General features: G+C 37.1%; 16 protein-coding genes. 8 read left to right on the forward strand and 8 right to left on the reverse strand.

Annotated elements, in window-relative coordinates; translation table 11 throughout:
• Positions 1–95: 95 nt before the first annotated feature.
• A complete protein-coding gene (locus SOP96_RS00280; protein ID WP_326319248.1) occupies positions 96–1127 on the forward strand; it encodes a hypothetical protein in 1032 nt (343 codons plus the stop codon).
• Positions 1128–1267: 140 nt separating this feature from the next.
• Complete coding sequence (gene lepA, locus SOP96_RS00285; RefSeq protein WP_169231635.1) at positions 1268–3064, forward strand: translation elongation factor 4; 1797 nt, start codon at positions 1268–1270, stop codon at positions 3062–3064.
• Positions 3065–3123: 59 nt separating this feature from the next.
• Here lepA and SOP96_RS00290 read toward each other — a convergent pair whose 3' ends face one another.
• On the reverse strand, positions 3124–3765 hold the full coding sequence (locus SOP96_RS00290; RefSeq protein ID WP_326319249.1) for a DUF1579 domain-containing protein: 642 nt from the start codon (positions 3763–3765) through the stop codon (positions 3124–3126).
• Between the two features lie 122 nt (positions 3766–3887).
• Between SOP96_RS00290 and SOP96_RS00295 the strand changes: the two genes are divergently transcribed.
• The 3 genes from SOP96_RS00295 to SOP96_RS00305 all read left to right on the forward strand — a co-directional run bounded on the left by SOP96_RS00295 (position 3888) and on the right by SOP96_RS00305 (position 6728).
• On the forward strand, positions 3888–4583 hold the full coding sequence (locus tag SOP96_RS00295; RefSeq protein WP_326319250.1) for an NUDIX hydrolase: 696 nt from the start codon (positions 3888–3890) through the stop codon (positions 4581–4583).
• Between the two features lie 114 nt (positions 4584–4697).
• Positions 4698–5108, forward strand: coding sequence for a BrxA/BrxB family bacilliredoxin (locus tag SOP96_RS00300; protein ID WP_248389297.1), 411 nt, complete (start codon positions 4698–4700; stop codon positions 5106–5108).
• A 105-nt stretch (positions 5109–5213) separates the two neighbouring features.
• On the forward strand, positions 5214–6728 hold the full coding sequence (locus SOP96_RS00305; protein ID WP_326319251.1) for a GH3 auxin-responsive promoter family protein: 1515 nt from the start codon (positions 5214–5216) through the stop codon (positions 6726–6728).
• A 57-nt stretch (positions 6729–6785) separates the two neighbouring features.
• Here SOP96_RS00305 and SOP96_RS00310 read toward each other — a convergent pair whose 3' ends face one another.
• From SOP96_RS00310 to SOP96_RS00340, 7 genes are all read right to left on the reverse strand, one after another.
• Positions 6786–7193 carry a hypothetical protein gene (locus SOP96_RS00310; RefSeq protein ID WP_326319252.1) on the reverse strand — a complete coding sequence of 136 codons (408 nt, stop codon included), beginning with the start codon at positions 7191–7193 and terminating at the stop codon, positions 6786–6788.
• A 34-nt stretch (positions 7194–7227) separates the two neighbouring features.
• Positions 7228–7569: a hypothetical protein gene (locus tag SOP96_RS00315; RefSeq protein ID WP_326319253.1), complete on the reverse strand. Its 342-nt coding sequence runs from the start codon at positions 7567–7569 to the stop codon at positions 7228–7230.
• Between the two features lie 90 nt (positions 7570–7659).
• Positions 7660–8652 carry an endonuclease/exonuclease/phosphatase family protein gene (locus SOP96_RS00320; protein WP_326319254.1) on the reverse strand — a complete coding sequence of 331 codons (993 nt, stop codon included), beginning with the start codon at positions 8650–8652 and terminating at the stop codon, positions 7660–7662.
• A 6-nt stretch (positions 8653–8658) separates the two neighbouring features.
• Positions 8659–9417: a rhomboid family intramembrane serine protease gene (locus tag SOP96_RS00325; RefSeq protein WP_326319255.1), complete on the reverse strand. Its 759-nt coding sequence runs from the start codon at positions 9415–9417 to the stop codon at positions 8659–8661.
• Between the two features lie 2 nt (positions 9418–9419).
• Positions 9420–11210: a DNA mismatch repair endonuclease MutL gene (mutL, locus tag SOP96_RS00330; protein ID WP_326319256.1), complete on the reverse strand. Its 1791-nt coding sequence runs from the start codon at positions 11208–11210 to the stop codon at positions 9420–9422.
• 259 nt (positions 11211–11469) lie between these two features.
• Entirely contained in the window at positions 11470–12309 is an 840-nt protein-coding gene (locus tag SOP96_RS00335; protein WP_326319257.1) for a YoaK family protein, read from the reverse strand.
• A gap of 25 nt (positions 12310–12334) precedes the next feature.
• Entirely contained in the window at positions 12335–12829 is a 495-nt protein-coding gene (locus SOP96_RS00340; protein WP_326319258.1) for a hypothetical protein, read from the reverse strand.
• Positions 12830–13042: 213 nt separating this feature from the next.
• Here SOP96_RS00340 and SOP96_RS00345 point away from each other — a divergent pair, with 213 nt between their 5' ends.
• The 3 genes from SOP96_RS00345 to feoB all read left to right on the forward strand — a co-directional run bounded on the left by SOP96_RS00345 (position 13043) and on the right by feoB (position 16368).
• Positions 13043–13951 carry a GLPGLI family protein gene (locus SOP96_RS00345; RefSeq protein WP_326319259.1) on the forward strand — a complete coding sequence of 303 codons (909 nt, stop codon included), beginning with the start codon at positions 13043–13045 and terminating at the stop codon, positions 13949–13951.
• Between the two features lie 138 nt (positions 13952–14089).
• Entirely contained in the window at positions 14090–14335 is a 246-nt protein-coding gene (locus SOP96_RS00350) for a FeoA family protein (RefSeq protein ID WP_066438285.1), read from the forward strand.
• Positions 14335–16368 (forward strand): ferrous iron transport protein B, encoded by a 2034-nt coding sequence (feoB, locus tag SOP96_RS00355; protein WP_326319260.1) that lies wholly within the window; start codon positions 14335–14337, stop codon positions 16366–16368. Before SOP96_RS00350 ends, feoB begins: the two co-directional genes overlap by 1 nt.
• Positions 16369–16831: the final 463 nt, after the last annotated feature.

Genomic DNA, 16831 nt, shown 5'->3' on the forward strand with positions numbered 1-16831 from the left:
TAATAGTTTATTTTTTTAATGTTGGACGACTCTTGCAATTTATTGCGGGAGTCGTTTAATTTAAAGTTATTCGTAGTTTTGCGGAAATTTGATTTATGAAAAAAATACTCTTCTTTCTATTTTTCTGTACAATTTTATCTGCACAGAAAACCGAAACGATTGATCTTTCCAAGTCAATTAGGGACAGGAGCAATTCTGTTAAAACATTTACAGTAATTGATCAAAGGCCAAACAAGGAAATAGGATCTGTAATGTATCACAAAGATCAGGTAAACATTGCTTTTGAAAATAGTGCGGATAAAGATCTTCAGGACTGGTTTTATAAGGAAAACAAGGAAAGGGGGAATAAAGATTTTGTTTTACTGCTGGAAAATATAGAAATAATAGAGGATAAAAAAGAAAAATCTTCCATCGGCAAGCTGAAACTAACGGCAAGCACCTTCATTAAAAAGGAAGATGGTTACCATTTTGTGTATAGAAAAGATACTGCAGCAACCGTTTCATCCCGCGTAACACCTTATCTGGCACAAAGCTTATCCAAAAAAATCACGCTTATTTTGGCTGATCTAATTAAAAACTCTTATCAGAAAACACCTTGGGAATATGGCCTTCCCGAAAGTGAACTGAAAGATTACGCAGTTGTATTAAAGGAAAAACTTAATATTTTAAAAACAGACAGTTTAAAAGATGGCATTTACAAAAGTTATTACAGTTTTTTCACCCATAACCCGGAACCCGGATTTGTGATAGAAACAAATAAAAAAGGAGTAGCAACAAGAGCTGTGAAAGGAGATGAAAAAATTTCGATCGGGAATTGTTATGCATTTGTATACAACGGAGTACCTTACAAGATAATTCCTGTAGGATACGTTGAAATTTTCAGAGACGAAGAAGGCCTTTTTATTGAAGTTAAAAAAGAAGAACTCTTCCCTGAAAACTCTTCCAATGTTGTTTTCATTGGTGGTGGTGTAGCAGGATTGATTGGATCTATAGTCGGAACGATCGCAGTTTCAGCAATTGATGCCAGTGCAGCCAAAAAAAGAAGTGCAATGGCGGGAACTGAAGTCTCCCTAGATCATCTTACAGGACATTATATTTTACCCGAAAACTTTGGTAAAACAAAATAAAACAGCAATATTTACTTTTTACTTGTTTAATAAATAACCTTAAATACAATTTATATTTGTTAAAGTAAATTTTAACCGCTAAAAATAGAGCAAGGAATTATCCTGCATTTTATTATCTTTGCAAATTACAAGATTCTTAAATGAAAAACATACGAAATTTTTGCATAATCGCTCATATTGACCACGGTAAAAGTACTTTGGCAGACCGTCTTTTGGAGTACACCAACACAGTGACTCAAAGAGAATTGCAGTCTCAGACGCTGGATGATATGGATCTGGAGAAAGAACGCGGGATTACCATCAAGTCTCACGCCATCCAGATGGATTATGAATACAAAGGAGAAAAATATATCTTAAATCTTATTGATACACCGGGACACGTAGACTTTTCTTACGAAGTTTCCCGTTCCATCGCTGCCTGTGAAGGAGCCCTTTTGATTGTAGATGCGGCACAAAGTATTCAGGCACAAACAATTAGTAATTTATATTTAGCATTGGAAAATGATTTAACGATCATTCCGATTCTGAATAAAATTGACCTTCCATCTGCAAATCCTGAAGAAGTAACCGATGAAATCATGAATCTTATCGGCTGCGAATATGAAGACGTATTGAGAGTTTCCGGTAAAACAGGAGAGGGCGTTCATCATTTGCTTGAGCAAATCGTTGAAAGAATCCCGGCCCCGGTAGGAAATCCGGATGGTCCGCTTCAGGCGCTGATTTTTGACTCGGTTTACAACCCTTTCAGAGGAATTGAAGCGTATTTTAAAGTGGTAAACGGAAGCATTTCCAAAAATGAAAAGGTTAAATTTTTCGCAACAGGAAAAGAATACGGAGCCGATGAAGTGGGAACTTTGAAATTAAAGCAGGTTCCTAAGAAAACAATCCAGTGCGGAGATGTAGGCTATCTGATTTCGGGGATAAAAGATGCCCGTGAAGTAAAAGTAGGAGATACCATCACTTCATTTGAAAACCCAGCCGATGGACCAATTGAAGGTTTTGAGGAAGTAAAGCCAATGGTTTTTGCCGGGATTTATCCTATTGATTCCGAAGACTTTGAAGAGCTGAGATTCTCTCTTGAAAAATTAAGGCTGAATGATGCTTCATTAGTTTTTGAACCGGAAAGTTCAGCAGCGTTAGGATTTGGTTTCCGATGCGGATTTTTAGGAATGCTTCACATGGAAATCGTTCAGGAAAGGCTTGACCGTGAGTTTAATATGAACGTTATAACAACCGTTCCGAACGTATCTTATTTCGGGTATTCTAAAAGAGAGCCGGAAGTTCCTATTCTGATTAACAATCCATCTGAAATGATGGATCCTACCATTATGGACAGGGTAGAAGAACCTTTCATTAAAGCTTCCATCATCACCAAATCTGATTTTGTAGGTGCGGTAATGACACTTTGTATAGAAAAAAGAGGGGAAATCGTTAACCAGAGTTACCTGACTTCGGAAAGGGTAGAGCTTGTTTTCAATATGCCTTTGGCAGAAGTGGTTTTCGACTTTTATGACCGCTTAAAATCAATTTCTAAGGGCTATGCCTCATTCGACTACCATCCGATCGGATTCAGGGCTTCCAAGCTGGTAAAAATGGACATCCTGATCAATGGAGATATGGTAGATGCTTTGTCTTCCCTGATTCACGATTCCAATGCCTATCATATCGGAAAAAAAATGTGTGAAAAGCTTCGTGAACTGATCCCGAGACAGCAGTTCGATATTGCTGTTCAGGCTGCATTGGGAACAAAAGTTATTGCAAGGGAAACCATTAAGGCATTAAGAAAAGACGTTACCGCAAAATGTTATGGAGGGGATATTTCCAGAAAGAGAAAACTTTTGGAGAAGCAGAAAGAAGGGAAAAAGAAAATGAAGCAGATTGGTAGAGTAGAAGTACCGCAATCGGCGTTCATGGCTGTTCTTAAATTGAATGATTAATATAAAAAAAGACCGATTTTCAAACAATCGGTCTTTTCATTTCCGGCAATTCCTGGTTTTTATTTTTTACGGGTGTAGTTTATTTCCATGGTTTTAAACTCTTTTCCTGTTTTATGATCAGGACCGAACATCTCCATTTTTTGGGTATTATCATCCACAAAAGTGAAAACTTCCCTTACATTACAATCTTTTCCCGGCCTTGAAGGATCTGTCATTTTTCCTTTAAATTCAATAGATTTTGTGGAAGCATTCCAAGTACCTTCCATATTCATAATTCCCGTTCCCATATTGTCGATCCATGTGCTTACAAATTTTTTCTTTGAATTGTCATAACCCACAATACTGATTCCTTCGAAAGGCATTCCCATCATATCACCTTTATGCGTGCTCATCTGGTAGCGTCCGTCAAAGACCATTTTGTTGGTGGCTTCAGATTTGCTCATCATAGGCTGGCTTCCGCTTTCCATCCACATTTTGGTTTCACCGATCCAGTTTCCGTCTGATTTCGCAAGCATTTTTTGCATATCTCCCGGAGTAGCATAATCCATCCAGGCTTTTGTAGCCGTTGCAGAATCTACGGGTTTCCACCCTTCATTAGTGGTAGAATCAGTGGTATCGGATGAAGTTTTTACATCCATTTTCACTTTGTCGCAGGAAATAATTAAGGAGGCCGCAAAAACAGCAAGTAAGAATTTTTTCATAATTAATTCGTTTTAAGTTGATTATAAATGTAATAAAAATTTAGATTCAAATAAATTTTATTTTTACATGAAACTGTTCGTCTAAGTTGTAATTTTGTGTATTCACAACGCAAATAAGCATTATGAACACTCCAAAAAAATTACAGGATATAAAAGTAGCGGTAGACGCTGTTGTTTTCGGGTATTTTGATAAGAAAGATCTTCAGATTCTCCTTATTAAAAGAAATATTGAACCATTTAAAGGAGACTGGGCACTTCCCGGCGGACTGGTGCTTGATGATGAAAATTTGGATGATGCTGTAAAAAGAGAGCTGTATGAAGAAGCCGGCATAAAACCCGACTTTCTGGAACAGCTTTACACTTTCGGAAATGTAGGCCGCGATCCGAGAAACAGGGTGGTTTCCGTGACGTATCTTGGATTGGTAAATCCTTCTTATCACAATCTTTCTGCCGATTCCGATGCAGATGATGCCCAATGGTTCAGTGTGAATGAGCTTCCTACGCCTGCTTTTGATCACCAGATCATTATTGATACGGCATTAAAAAGGCTTCGTAACAAAATTCAGTATCAGCCGATAGGATTTAATTTATTGAATGAGGAATTTCCTTTTTCAGATCTCGAAAATTTATATAAAACCATTGTAGGGAAAGAAATTGACCGCCGTAATTTCCGCAAGAAAATAATGAGCTACGGACTTTTAAATGAAACCGAAAACGTTAAAAAAGAAGGCAGCGGAAGGCCTGGGAAACTTTTCACTTTTAATCAGGAAAAATATAAAGAGCTGGAAGAACAGGGTTTTTATTTTGAAATTAAATAATGGTAGCCGAACTATATTCAGATTCATTTCATTTACAAAAGAGACTGATAGTTTTTATATATTGAACAAAACTAAAGAATTGCTTAAATTTGTACCTGAATTAAAAACAAACATATGTATCCAACAGATTTAGTAATGCCTATGAAGGCTGAACTTACAGATAAAGGTTTCGAAGACCTGACCACTCCGTCACAGGTAGAAGAAGCATTAAAACAAAGCGGAACAACCCTTTTGGTAATCAATTCCGTTTGCGGATGCGCAGCAGGAGCGGCCAGACCGGGAGTAGTATATTCTTTAACAGGAGATAAAAAGCCGGATCATCTTACAACTGTTTTTGCCGGTTTCGATACTGAAGCAGTAGTAGAAGCGAGAAAACACCTTGCTCCGTTTCCGCCGAGCTCGCCTTGTGTAGCTCTTTTCAAGGATGGCGAGCTGGTTCACATGCTGGAAAGACACCACATTGAAGGAAATCCGGCAGGAGCAATTGCTGCAAACCTTCAGGCAGCCTACGATGAATATTGTTAATAAAAATCATATTTAATAGAAACCGTTACTGATGAAGTAACGGTTTTTTATTTTTAACATAATAAAATATTCTCTGAAAATACAAATATTGTTATATTTGTTGGAATGGCAACGAAAGCACTTTTCAATACTGTGGTCAACTGGTTTATCCGTCAGCGAATAGACCAGATTCAGAATTTTATAGATCATCCTATTGAAACACAAAAAGGGGTTTTATTTTCCCAACTGTTTCATGCAGAAGATACAGAGTACGGTAAAAAGTACGGCTTCAATTCTGTTTCCAGCTATCAGGACTTTAAAAATAAGGTTCCGATTGTTACCTATGAGGAAATTGAACCCTATATTGAAAAAGCAAGACAGGGACAAAAAGACATTACCTGGCCCGGATATATTAAGCATTTCGCCAAATCTTCAGGCACCACCAATGCAAAAAGCAAATTCATTCCTATTTCCGCAGAAAGCCTGGAATACTGCCACATGAAGGCGGGAAAGGATATGGTATCCATTTATGCTAATAACCATCCGGAAAACCAGCTTTTTAATTACAAAAACCTGCGCCTCGGCGGAAGCTCGGAGCTGTATGCAGATTTTAATACCAAATTCGGTGATCTTTCCGCAATTCTGATTGATAATCTTCCATTCTGGGTAGAAATTACCACGACTCCCAGCAAAAAGGTTTCGCTGATGGGAGAGTGGGAAAGCAAGCTGAAAGCCATCATTTCTGAAGTTAAAAATGAAGATGTGGGAAGTATTCTCGGGGTTCCAAGCTGGATGATGGTGCTTCTTCAGCGGATAATCAACGAAACGGGCATCAAAAATATTTCTGAACTGTGGCCGAATCTGGAAGTTTTCTTTCACGGCGGGATCAGCTTTAAGCCTTACCGGGATCAATATAAGCAGATTATAGGGAAGAATATTAATTATTACGAGATTTATAATGCTTCCGAAGGCTTTTTTGGTATTCAGGATAGGTCAAATAGTGATGAAATGCTGCTGATGCTTGATTACGGTATTTTCTACGAATTTATTCCGATGGATCAGTTTCACCTTTCCCATCCGAAGGTAGTGAGCCTGGAAGATGTGGAAACCGGGAAGAACTATGCAATGGTAATTACCACAAACGGGGGTCTTTGGAGATATCTTATCGGCGATACGGTAATGTTTACTTCCATCAGTCCGTTCAGGATAAAGATTACGGGAAGAACGAAACATTATATTAATGCTTTTGGAGAAGAATTGATGATCACCAACGTAGAATCTGCCATTACCAAAGCTTGTGAGGCAACAAATGCTTCCATTTCAGACTTTACGGGTGCTCCTGTTTTCATGAAAGAAAATGAAGGCGGTGCTCACGAGTGGATTTTTGAATTCTGCCGGATGCCGGATGATATAGAGCGCTTTATTGATGCTTTTGATGATCATTTGAAAGCCATTAATTCTGATTATGAAGCAAAACGCTACAACAATATGACGCTTAAAAGACCGATTGTACATATCGCCAAACCTAATCTTTTCTATTGTTGGCTGGAATCTAAAGGCAAATTGGGAGGACAAAATAAAGTGCCGAGGCTGAGCAATGACAGAGAATATATTGATCCTTTACTGGAACTCAATAAATAGCTTTAAACATAAGAGCCGCAGCTTTTGCTGCGGCTCTCTTATTTATCGGGGTCTTTATTATCTGCTTAAATCTTCTTTAAGCTTTTTTGCTCCGTCTTCTACTTTTGATGCACCTTTTGCGGCTGCATCTTTTACATCTTTACCTACTTTGTCAGCTTCAGTTTTGATGTCCTTTCCTGCTTTCTGAAGGTTTGCTTTAGCTTTATCCGCTGTGGCATCAATTTTATTTTTGGCATCTTCTGCGGCATTATCTATTTTATCTCCGGCTGCATCAATTCTGGATTCAGTTTTTTCTTTCACATTATTGATCTTTGCCGTATCAACTCCCAGTCCGCTTTCAGAAACTGTTGTAGTGGTGGTAACGCTTCCGTCCGGGTTTTCAACCGTTTCGGTTTTTGATGTTGATTTGGTGCATGATACCACCAATGCTGCAATCATTAATCCTGATAAAAAGTTTTTTTTCATACGTATTGATAAATTTTTAATTGGAATTCAAATATTATTCCTTTTTCACATCGTTGGATGGAGTGATTTCGGATGTTTTTTGCTTTTTTTCTTCTTCCGCTTTTTTCTTGATTTCTTTTTCCAGCTCTTCTTTAATTTTTGCTTCCTGTTCCTGCAGTTTCAATGCTTCCCTAACTGAGTCCTGGTATTTTTGCGAAGACTTTCTTATCTGCTCTGCAACATCCACCGAAATGGCTCCTGCCGAAAAAGAATCAATAGCCATTGTATCGTAATTTGCCTTCGGGCTTTCTTCCGGATAAAGATCCTGCGGTTCTTTTTTCGAGCATGAAACGGCCGAAATTGATGCAATGAAGAGTATTAAAAACAAATTTTTCATAAGAACTAATTTAACAGAATTTCTGCAATTAATAGAAAAGCTGTACAATAATTTATAAGAGTTTATTCTATTCAAAAAAGATACTGAATCTTATTCTGTTTTAAATGTTGCAATAACAGGAAAGTGATCGGAAAGCCTTACGGAACGGTCTACCTTATAGCTGAATGGCTTTATTGACGGAGAAGAGAAAATATAATCAATCCTTATCGGAAATTTATAATCGTGGAAACTGGTGCCGCTTCCTCTACCGGCTTCCACAAAAGCGTCCTGCAAGCCTTCAAGCAAATGATAATATTCGTAAGAATTAGGCACCGAATTAAAATCTCCTGCCAGAATAACAGGATATGGAGACTCATCAATGCTTTTTCTTATTGCGCCGATCTGTTCCTGATGCATTTTAAAGGTTGGAATAAGTCTTTTTACGATATTTTTTACTTTCTGCTCATCTTCTTCACTGTTTCCGTTAAGCCTCACCATGCTTTTATCAAATTTGAAAGGCTGAAGGTATATATTAATAAACCGGTACATTTTGCTTCTTATTTCAATGTCGGTTTGAGATGCATACGCATTATTAAATTGGTAATTGCCTTCGATAAGCTGCTTTTGTTCTACAATCCTATGCTTAGAGAAAATTGCGATTATATGGCTTTCGGGGCGATCTTTCAATCCTTTGAAATGATATTTTTTGTTTGCTCCATATTCCTGTAAAAAAATAACATCAGGATTCTGGGCATTAACAAATGATTCAATATTCTCTTTTCCATATAAACCGCCTTTGGCATTCAATGAAATGATTTTAAGATCGGAAATTTCATTTTTATGCGGTGTATAGTTTATCCATCGTATAACCGGTTTGAAAAACAGCAGCCCGAAAAGCAAGAATACAAAAGCTCTTTTTTTCCAGCTGATGATCCAGAAAAAAGTGAGTAGAATATACGCAATCATCAGTACGGGAAACCCTAAGGAAAGCAGATTAAGCCACGGAAATGTTTTTGGCGGTATATAAGCATTAAGAAAGGTTCCTGCCAATAGGAAAGCTATTCCTATATGTACAATGAAAAATATAAGACGAATGACTTTCACGGAATTTTAATTGAATCTATATAAATGTTTTCTCCAGATTTTTGCCAGAATCCATCCTACCAAAGCGCCTCCAACGTGTGCGAAATGGGCAGTACCGCTGTCTAATCCGTTATATCCTAAGTAGAGCGATAGACCAACACTAAAAATTAATAAATACTTTGCTTTAATAGGAAAGGGGATGAACAGAATGCCAAGTTTAGCATTTGGATAAATTGTAGCAAAAGCTGCCACTACACCGAAAATAGCTCCAGATGCACCCATGAGCGGGGTGGAAATTATTTTAACAATATTTCCTATAAACTTTTTTTGGCTTTCAATTGATTCTGCAGACCCTTTTAATTGAATATTTGTTCCTGAAAAATAATCATAGACGTTAAATCCTAAATCTTCTAATTGTCGTGCAAACATTTCAACCTGCATAAATTCCCATAGGTTAAATAATGCATAAGCACCGATTCCACTTAAAAAATAAAGGATCAAAAATCTTTTTCCTCCTAAGATATTTTCTAAAAAAGCAAAATTATATAACACAAACATATTAAAGAAGATATGCATAATTCCAGGGCCTCCGGAAATTGGAGAATGCATAAACATAGAAGTAATAATCTGCCAAGATTTGAAAAAAGGTGAGAAAGGATAGTATGCGGATAAATTATAGTATAGTTCCGGTCTATTTAATGCATATAGAAAAAAGTTGGTAACTATATAAACCACAATATTTATAATGATAATATTTTTCGTTATTGGTGGTAAATTATTAAACATACTTAAAATTTATTTTTAAAATCATTAAACGGAACTTCAAAAAAACACCTTTTCCCGTTCGGTAAAAATTCGGGGAATCCTAATGCCGTAAAATCTTTAATCAGCTGTTCCGCATCTTTTTTATAGATAAAATCAAATCTTGATTTCGACTGCATTTTGCTCCACTGGTTCTGGTAATACTGCATGAATTCTTCCTCTGTTTTATATTCAAGGATATTGAAAAGATTTTCCAGGAACTTCATGACCTGTGTTTCCTTCAATCCTTCCGGTACGGCATCAATCCTCAAAACACTTTCATGGGCAATGCTCATTTCAAACCCTAATTCAGGAAGAAATTTCTTGATTGATTTATATTTGTTCTTTTCAATCTCATTCATGTGATACTCCAGAGAGAAAAGCAGTGAATGGCTGTTCGTTGTTCCTTTTCGTAAAGGCTTTGTATTTTCTGAAACGACAAGCCGGTGCATTCTTCCAAGATCCAGCATTAAGGTTTTATCTCCTTTATTGAACAGCCAGTAACCATTCGGGAGCCTCATCAGATCTTCATCAAAATCTTCATCTTCAAAGAGGTTGATTTTTGACGGCTCGGCTGAAATATTCTGATGGTACATCTCGGCAAGATTCTGAATCTCTGCCTGTTTCACGCCTCTTTCTTCCAGAAACGGATTATAGTCTTTGTCTACGATGATTTCCGGCATTTTGATAAATCCGCCTCCGCTACCTCCGTTGCTCTTGCTTGGAAACGTTTTCTGCATGATCTCATCCAGTTGAGGATCTCTTTCAAAATCCAAGCTTGGCGCAACGTTATAAATACCCAGTGATCGTTTTATGGTAGAACGGAGTAGGGCGAAAATAAGATGCTCGTCTTCAAATTTCACTTCCGTTTTCTGCGGATGGATGTTTACATCAATTTTCTCAGGATCTAATTCTAAGAAAAGAAAAAATGTAGGGATGTATCCCGGCAGCAGCAATCCTTCAAAAGCTTCCTGAACCGCCTTATTAAAATAAGGGCTTTTAAAGTATCTTCCGTTTACGAAAAGGAACTGTTCTCCTCTGGTTTTTTTGGCTCCTTCCGGCTTAGCAACAAAACCGTGAAGTTTACACCAGATAATATCTTCTTTAATCGGAATCAATTGTGGCTGAAGCTTTCTTCCGAAAATATCCACAATACGCTGCATCTGGCTTCCTTTTCTTAATCTGAAAACCGCTTCATCATCATGAAAAAGGGAAAATTCTAGATTTTCATGCGCAAGCGCAACCCTTTGGAATTCATCAATAACATGCCTGAATTCAATATTATTATTTTTAAGGAACTTTCTTCTGGCCGGAACATTGTAAAAAAGGTTTTTTACTAAAAAGTTGGAGCCATCCGCTGTCTGAACAGGATCCTGAAACTGAAACACACCGCCTTCTATGTAGATATTGGTTCCTATGGTGGCATCTTTCTGCTTGGTTCTCAGCTCTACCTGGGAAACAGCTGCAATAGAAGCCAGTGCTTCTCCTCGGAATCCTTTTGTAGCAATCCTGAAGATATCTTCCGTCCCTCTGATTTTGGAGGTGGCATGCCTTTCAAAAGCCATCCTTGCATCCGTTTCAGACATTCCTTTTCCGTCATCTACTACCTGGATCAGGTTTTTTCCGGCATCCCTTACAATCAGTTCAATCTTCGTCGCTTCGGCATCAATTGCATTTTCCAAAAGTTCCTTTACAATGGATGCAGGTCTCTGCACCACCTCTCCTGCCGCAATTTGGTTGGCTACATGATCCGGTAAAAGCTGAATAATATCTGACATATAAAAAGTAAATCAACTTACAAAAATAGGCATTCGGAATAAGAATTAAAACAATAAACCCCTGAATTAAAATTTAATTATCAACATTTCAATACTCCTCACATGCTTTCATTTTAGCTTAAATAACCTTCTGTAAAGCATTTTATTAAAATACAATCCCCCAATTGCACTACACAATTAGAGGATTGATTCACAGCTAGTTTACACAAAATTAATACTGATATGTATTGTTTTAAAATAAAGTTTTTTACAAAACCATTTATTCTTCGAAAATAAGTTTTCTCTCTTTCTCTTTTTTTTGCCTGATCCCCGAATTTCCATGAATCTTTTCATACATAAAAGCTAAGAAATTAGGCTTTTTATAAATTTTACTGTATCGGTACTGAGTTTGGTAATGCCGCAGGTGAATTTTATAAGCATCATATCCGATTACTACCAATAAGCAAAGGCAGATCACATAAAACACCCTGAACTCAAGATAGTAATACGTAAGCCCTGAAAATACCGCTCCTAAAACATAAGCAATCATGATGCTCGTCAATAGTTTTGCTCTTGCTACCAGCTCGCCATTTTTCCTGAATTCCTTCTGGGTAAACATTGAAAAAAGAATTCCCAGATCGGTAGTGGTACCGGTAAGGTGTGTCGTTTTCACGGAAAAGTTAGATATACTTGCCGTTAAACCATTTTGCAGTCCTGTTGCAAACAGCATTAATGCAACTAGATATTCTGTTTCTTCTAACGTTTTCTGATAGAAGAACTGCCCATAAATTCCTACAAAAAGGAGACAGGCTATTTCCAATACCAACGGCATGGCATGAGCGAAATATTTACTTTTCTTATTAAAATTGATGACGATGAAGTTTGATACGAACGCACCAAAAAAGAAAAGAAAAATCCAGCTTCCCACTACGGCAACCTGAGACCAGTTGGCTTTACTGATTTCTGCTGCAAAAATGGCATAATGTCCTGTTACGTTGGACGTAAAAGAGAGGAATATTAACAGAGATGCAATATTTATAGTACCTGCCGTAAAGGCAGTCAGCGTCCCCAGTCGTATGTTGTCTCCTAACGTCCTGCTGTTACTATAATTCCTTAACATTTTTATAATTTTTATAAGTCTGATTTTAAGCTTCCGCAAAGATTTCCGCCAGTTTTCCTTTTTCAGGCAGATGTTTTTTAAGTTCTATAGAGATTTCGTAGCTTGTAAGATCTTTACACTTTTTGATATATGGTATAAGATCGAATTTTCCGTTTCCATTGCTTTTGATAGATGGTGAATAATAAGCTTCCTCAATATTTTCTGCTTTTACATAATTGTTAAATGTTCTTTGGAAGCTTCCCGTGAAAACATCACACACGATTTTATGGATCAGGTGAGGATATTTGTTTTTGATGATGGAATATGCCTCACAAAATTCATGTGGCCTCAACTTATTAAATATTGTGCTTTTTGTGTTGAATAAAAGATCTCTGATAGAATCTCCCGTATCATATCCTGAAACCAAAAGAATATTGTACTGATTTTGGTCTTCCGAAGCATCTTTATTCCTCATTACTTTTTTAAGGATATTTAAAGATTCAAGGGAATAATCTGTGGCTATTAAAATCGTCTTGATCATATTGTTGAGATTTAGTTCGTATTTATCTTTTTCGATGATACAAAACTAAAATGACCAGATTAGAAGCTCTTTGGAACGGAATTAAAATGCGATTAAAGAGATTAAAATCACATTAAAATATTACATCTTGAAATCAAAAATAAAATAAATCGGGTAAAAAGTGTAACAAAAGTATAGTATTACCAACTAATAGTATTAAACATTAGAACAACAATGAAAAAGCTATTTTCAATATTTTTTATCGCTCTTTTTGCTTTTGTAAGCGCTCAGGACAATGACTCTAAAGAAACGGCGAACCGATTTTTTTATGAGCTTACCTTTAAGCCTAAAAAAGATTCTGCAAAACTTGAAAAAGTATTAACTGTACTTGATATCGTTAAAGACCGCTCCGTTTACAGAGACTACACAGTGATCGGGCAGGACTCCATTATTAAAGTTCAGGTTGAGGCCATGCAAAAATCGGGCGTTTTCAAAGACCTGTCAAAAACGATCAGGATGCCAAAATTCTCAGAGAAAATTGTAAAATATTATCCTGATATGAAAGTGCAGTATGTTGAAAGAATAGCAAGCGGATTTACACCAATGGGAATTGCATATAATGAAACCATTAAATTCGACTGGAAAATTTCCAATGAAAAAGAGAAAATAGGACCTTATAATGCTCAAAAAGCAACAGCTGATTTCGGAGGAAGAAAATGGACGGCTTGGTTCAGTACGGATCTTCCGTTTCAGGACGGGCCATACAAGTTTTCAGGATTACCAGGGCTTATCGTAAAAATCGAAGACGATGGTAAGAATTATTCCTGGACATTGCAGGGAAATAAAAAGGTTCAGAACTGGGAAGAACTTTCTTATTCCGAAAAAATTTCCAATATGTCTCTGAAAGTAACAGATATGCCAAGAGAGAAGTTTGAAAAAACATTCAGCGATTTCAAAAAAGACCCTTTCGCCACAGCAAGACCAATGATGACCCAGGAAATTATGTCTAAAACGATACCGGGAATGGACGGAACCATAGGAGATATGATGAAGAAACAGGAAAAAATGTACAAGGATTTCTTTAATGCCAATGATAACCCTATTGAACTTACTTCACCCTCTACAGACAAAAAGAAAAAGTAAACATTCATATTTAACTAAATTATATTGAATCAACCCAAATGCATTTTTGCATTTGGGTTGATTTCTTTCATACCAACATGTTATTTAGATTAAATTTAAATAGCGTATATTTGCATACAAAATTTTGGCTTGACAAAGATGGGTTTACATAAATTAAGTGGATTTCCCAAAAACAGAATGGGAAAGATTTTAGGGTATGATAACGACAGCCTTAAAATGCCTAACAAAATTATCGAAATGGGGCTTCTTCCGGAAACCTCATTCAGGATTTTGTATCAGGCACCATTCAAAGGACCGATGTATGTAGAATTCGGGGAAGAAAAAAGCCGGATTGCGCTCCGTGAAGAAGAGGGCAGATATATTATTGTTGAAGAATTGAATTGATGCAGGGAAATCATACAAAACAAATACTGTTAGTCGGAAACCCAAATGTAGGAAAATCCACGGTTTTCAATGCGCTTTGCAACAAAAAGCAGAAAACCGGGAACTACGCAGGAGTTACGGTAGCCAGCCATTCCGGATTTTATACCTATAAAAATGAGGAGGTGGAAGTGGTAGATCTTCCGGGTTCTTACAGTATTTATCCAAGCTCGGAAGATGAAGCTATTTTCTCCAAGTTTGTGATGGAAAATCAAAATGATTATGCGGGAGTAATCTACATTCTCGAGGCGTTAAGCCTAAAAAGAGGGCTGCTTCTGTTCCAGCAGATCCAGGATCTCGGAATCCCGATGATTCTCGTTGTTAACCAGATTGACCAGGCCGAAAGAAGAGGGATTTCTATTGATATTGATCAGTTTTCAGAATCATTAGGCATTACCATCATCCGTACCAATGCGAAAGAACAGATTGGTATTGAAGAGCTGAAAGAAGCTGTTTTTCAGAATAATTTTCTGAAAACTTCCGCACCTTCTTTTGAAATACCCTCCGAACATAAAGATTTTATCCATAAAGTTGCGGCACACAAAGGTTTTGACAATGAATATAAAACATGGCTTACCTTATCACTCGGGACAGATCTCGGAAAAATCAATTCTGTAGTTGAACAAATCAACGAACCAGATTCTAAAAGTCTTGTTCCGAAAAGATTACAGGTTCAGGAAACTGTAAGGCGGTATCAGCTTATTGATGGAATTTTAGCAAACGTTATCTCCAAAAAGCCTCAGTTCAAAGAATTGTTAACCGAGAAATTAGATAAAATACTCGTTCACAAATTCTGGGGCTACGTTGTTTTTATGATGATTTTATTAATCATTTTCCAGAGCGTTTTCTTCCTCGCAGAATATCCTATGAACTGGATTGACGAGCTTTTCGCCTGGCTTTCCGCCTTTACCGGAGAACATTTGCCGGAAGGGCCTTTAAATTCGCTCATCTCCAACGGAATCATTCCGGGAATAGGAGGGATTGTCATCTTTGCACCGCAAATCGGGATTTTGTTATACTTTCTTTATCTTCTCGAAGATTCCGGGTATATGGCAAGAGTCGTCTTTTTGATGGACAGGCTTCTTCGTCCTTTCGGGTTAAATGGAAAAAGTATCGTTCCCTTAGTTTCCGGTACGGCATGTGCCATTCCCGCCGTAATTTCAACAAGAAATATTGAAAACCTTAAAGAAAGGTTATTAACGATTCTTGTAACGCCTTTCATGACGTGTTCTGCAAGGCTTCCTGTTTACAGCATCATCATCGGACTGATCATTTCAGACGGAGCATTTTTAGGGATAAAGTATAAAGCCATTGTATTAATGGCAATGTATCTGCTGGGTTTTATGGTGGCTTTGTTATCTGCCGCCGTTCTTAACAGGTTCATTAAAAATAAAGGAAAAACCTATCTGGTAATGGATTTGCCAACGTACAAAAAGCCGCTTTTCGGATATGATCTTAAAATGGTGTTGGGTAAAGTATGGGACTTCATTACAGGAGCCGGAAAAATTATTTTCATCGTAAGCATCATCATCTGGTTTTTAAGCTATTTCGGCCCGAAACAAAAGCCGGATCAGTTGGTAGCGACCAATGTTGAGTTGGATCACTCTTACTTAGCCAAAATGGGAAAAGGGATAGAGCCGGTAATCGCACCGCTTGGGTACGACTGGAAGATGGGTGTCGGAATCCTGACAAGTTTTGTCGCAAGGGAAGTTTTTGTAGGAACAATGTCTACATTATACAGTCTTGAAGATGATGCGCCGGAGGTGAAAGTAATTGATAAAATGAGAAGAGACGTAAAACCGAACGGCGAAAAAGTGTTCAGCTTTGCAACAGGAGTTTCAGTTCTTCTCTTTTACGCATTTGCAATGCAGTGTGTTTCTACACTTGCAGTAGTCTACAGAGAAACCAAAAGCTGGAAATGGACAGCTTTGCAAGTAACTATGATGACAGGATTGGCCTATTTTGTATCCATGTTTGCATATCAAATCTTAAAATAATGGATTCTTCCTTAATTGTACAATACATTGTTGTTCTCCTTATTGTAGCATTTGCCTGCTACTCACTGTTTAGAATAGTTAGAAAGAATTTTGCACCGAAAAAGTTCAGCTCCAAAAGAACAAACTGCGATAAGGATTGCGGTTGTTCATAAAAAAATAATGTTCTTGTGGAAAACTAATATATTCTTACGATTCAGTTTTTACCTATTTTTGTAATAAATACACAAGATTACATGAAAAAAGAATTAATTGAAGAGCTGTTTTTTAAATTTGAGAAAGCTTATTCTATTCGGATATTGCATCTAAAAGCCAAAGACTTTGCAACTGAATAACAAGCCATAATGTTGTTGAAAAGATTTGAATGGAGATTCTCAAATCACCAATGAACATATAGAAAATAATCTTGCGGTAAGAAAAATTTTAGGAGAAGAGGCATAAAGCCTGAACGCCTTCCGGCATTAGA

Source organism: Chryseobacterium salviniae, from assembly GCF_035819015.1.
Taxonomy (GTDB): Bacteria; Bacteroidota; Bacteroidia; order Flavobacteriales; family Weeksellaceae; genus Chryseobacterium; species Chryseobacterium salviniae.

Excerpts from the sequence above, each read along its gene's own strand:
- SOP96_RS00280 (WP_326319248.1), top strand. The coding sequence starts at position 96 with ATGAAAAAAATACTCTTCTTTCTATTTTTCTGTACAATTTTATCTGCA.
- lepA (WP_169231635.1), top strand. The coding sequence starts at position 1,268 with ATGAAAAACATACGAAATTTTTGCATAATCGCTCATATTGACCACGGT.
- SOP96_RS00290 (WP_326319249.1), bottom strand. The coding sequence starts at position 3,765 with ATGAAAAAATTCTTACTTGCTGTTTTTGCGGCCTCCTTAATTATTTCC.
- SOP96_RS00295 (WP_326319250.1), top strand. The coding sequence starts at position 3,888 with ATGAACACTCCAAAAAAATTACAGGATATAAAAGTAGCGGTAGACGCT.
- SOP96_RS00300 (WP_248389297.1), top strand. The coding sequence starts at position 4,698 with ATGTATCCAACAGATTTAGTAATGCCTATGAAGGCTGAACTTACAGAT.
- SOP96_RS00305 (WP_326319251.1), top strand. The coding sequence starts at position 5,214 with ATGGCAACGAAAGCACTTTTCAATACTGTGGTCAACTGGTTTATCCGT.
- SOP96_RS00310 (WP_326319252.1), bottom strand. The coding sequence starts at position 7,193 with ATGAAAAAAAACTTTTTATCAGGATTAATGATTGCAGCATTGGTGGTA.
- SOP96_RS00315 (WP_326319253.1), bottom strand. The coding sequence starts at position 7,569 with ATGAAAAATTTGTTTTTAATACTCTTCATTGCATCAATTTCGGCCGTT.
- SOP96_RS00325 (WP_326319255.1), bottom strand. The coding sequence starts at position 9,417 with ATGTTTAATAATTTACCACCAATAACGAAAAATATTATCATTATAAAT.
- mutL (WP_326319256.1), bottom strand. The coding sequence starts at position 11,210 with ATGTCAGATATTATTCAGCTTTTACCGGATCATGTAGCCAACCAAATT.
- SOP96_RS00335 (WP_326319257.1), bottom strand. The coding sequence starts at position 12,309 with ATGTTAAGGAATTATAGTAACAGCAGGACGTTAGGAGACAACATACGA.
- SOP96_RS00340 (WP_326319258.1), bottom strand. The coding sequence starts at position 12,829 with ATGATCAAGACGATTTTAATAGCCACAGATTATTCCCTTGAATCTTTA.
- SOP96_RS00345 (WP_326319259.1), top strand. The coding sequence starts at position 13,043 with ATGAAAAAGCTATTTTCAATATTTTTTATCGCTCTTTTTGCTTTTGTA.
- SOP96_RS00350 (WP_066438285.1), top strand. The coding sequence starts at position 14,090 with ATGGGTTTACATAAATTAAGTGGATTTCCCAAAAACAGAATGGGAAAG.
- feoB (WP_326319260.1), top strand. The coding sequence starts at position 14,335 with ATGCAGGGAAATCATACAAAACAAATACTGTTAGTCGGAAACCCAAAT.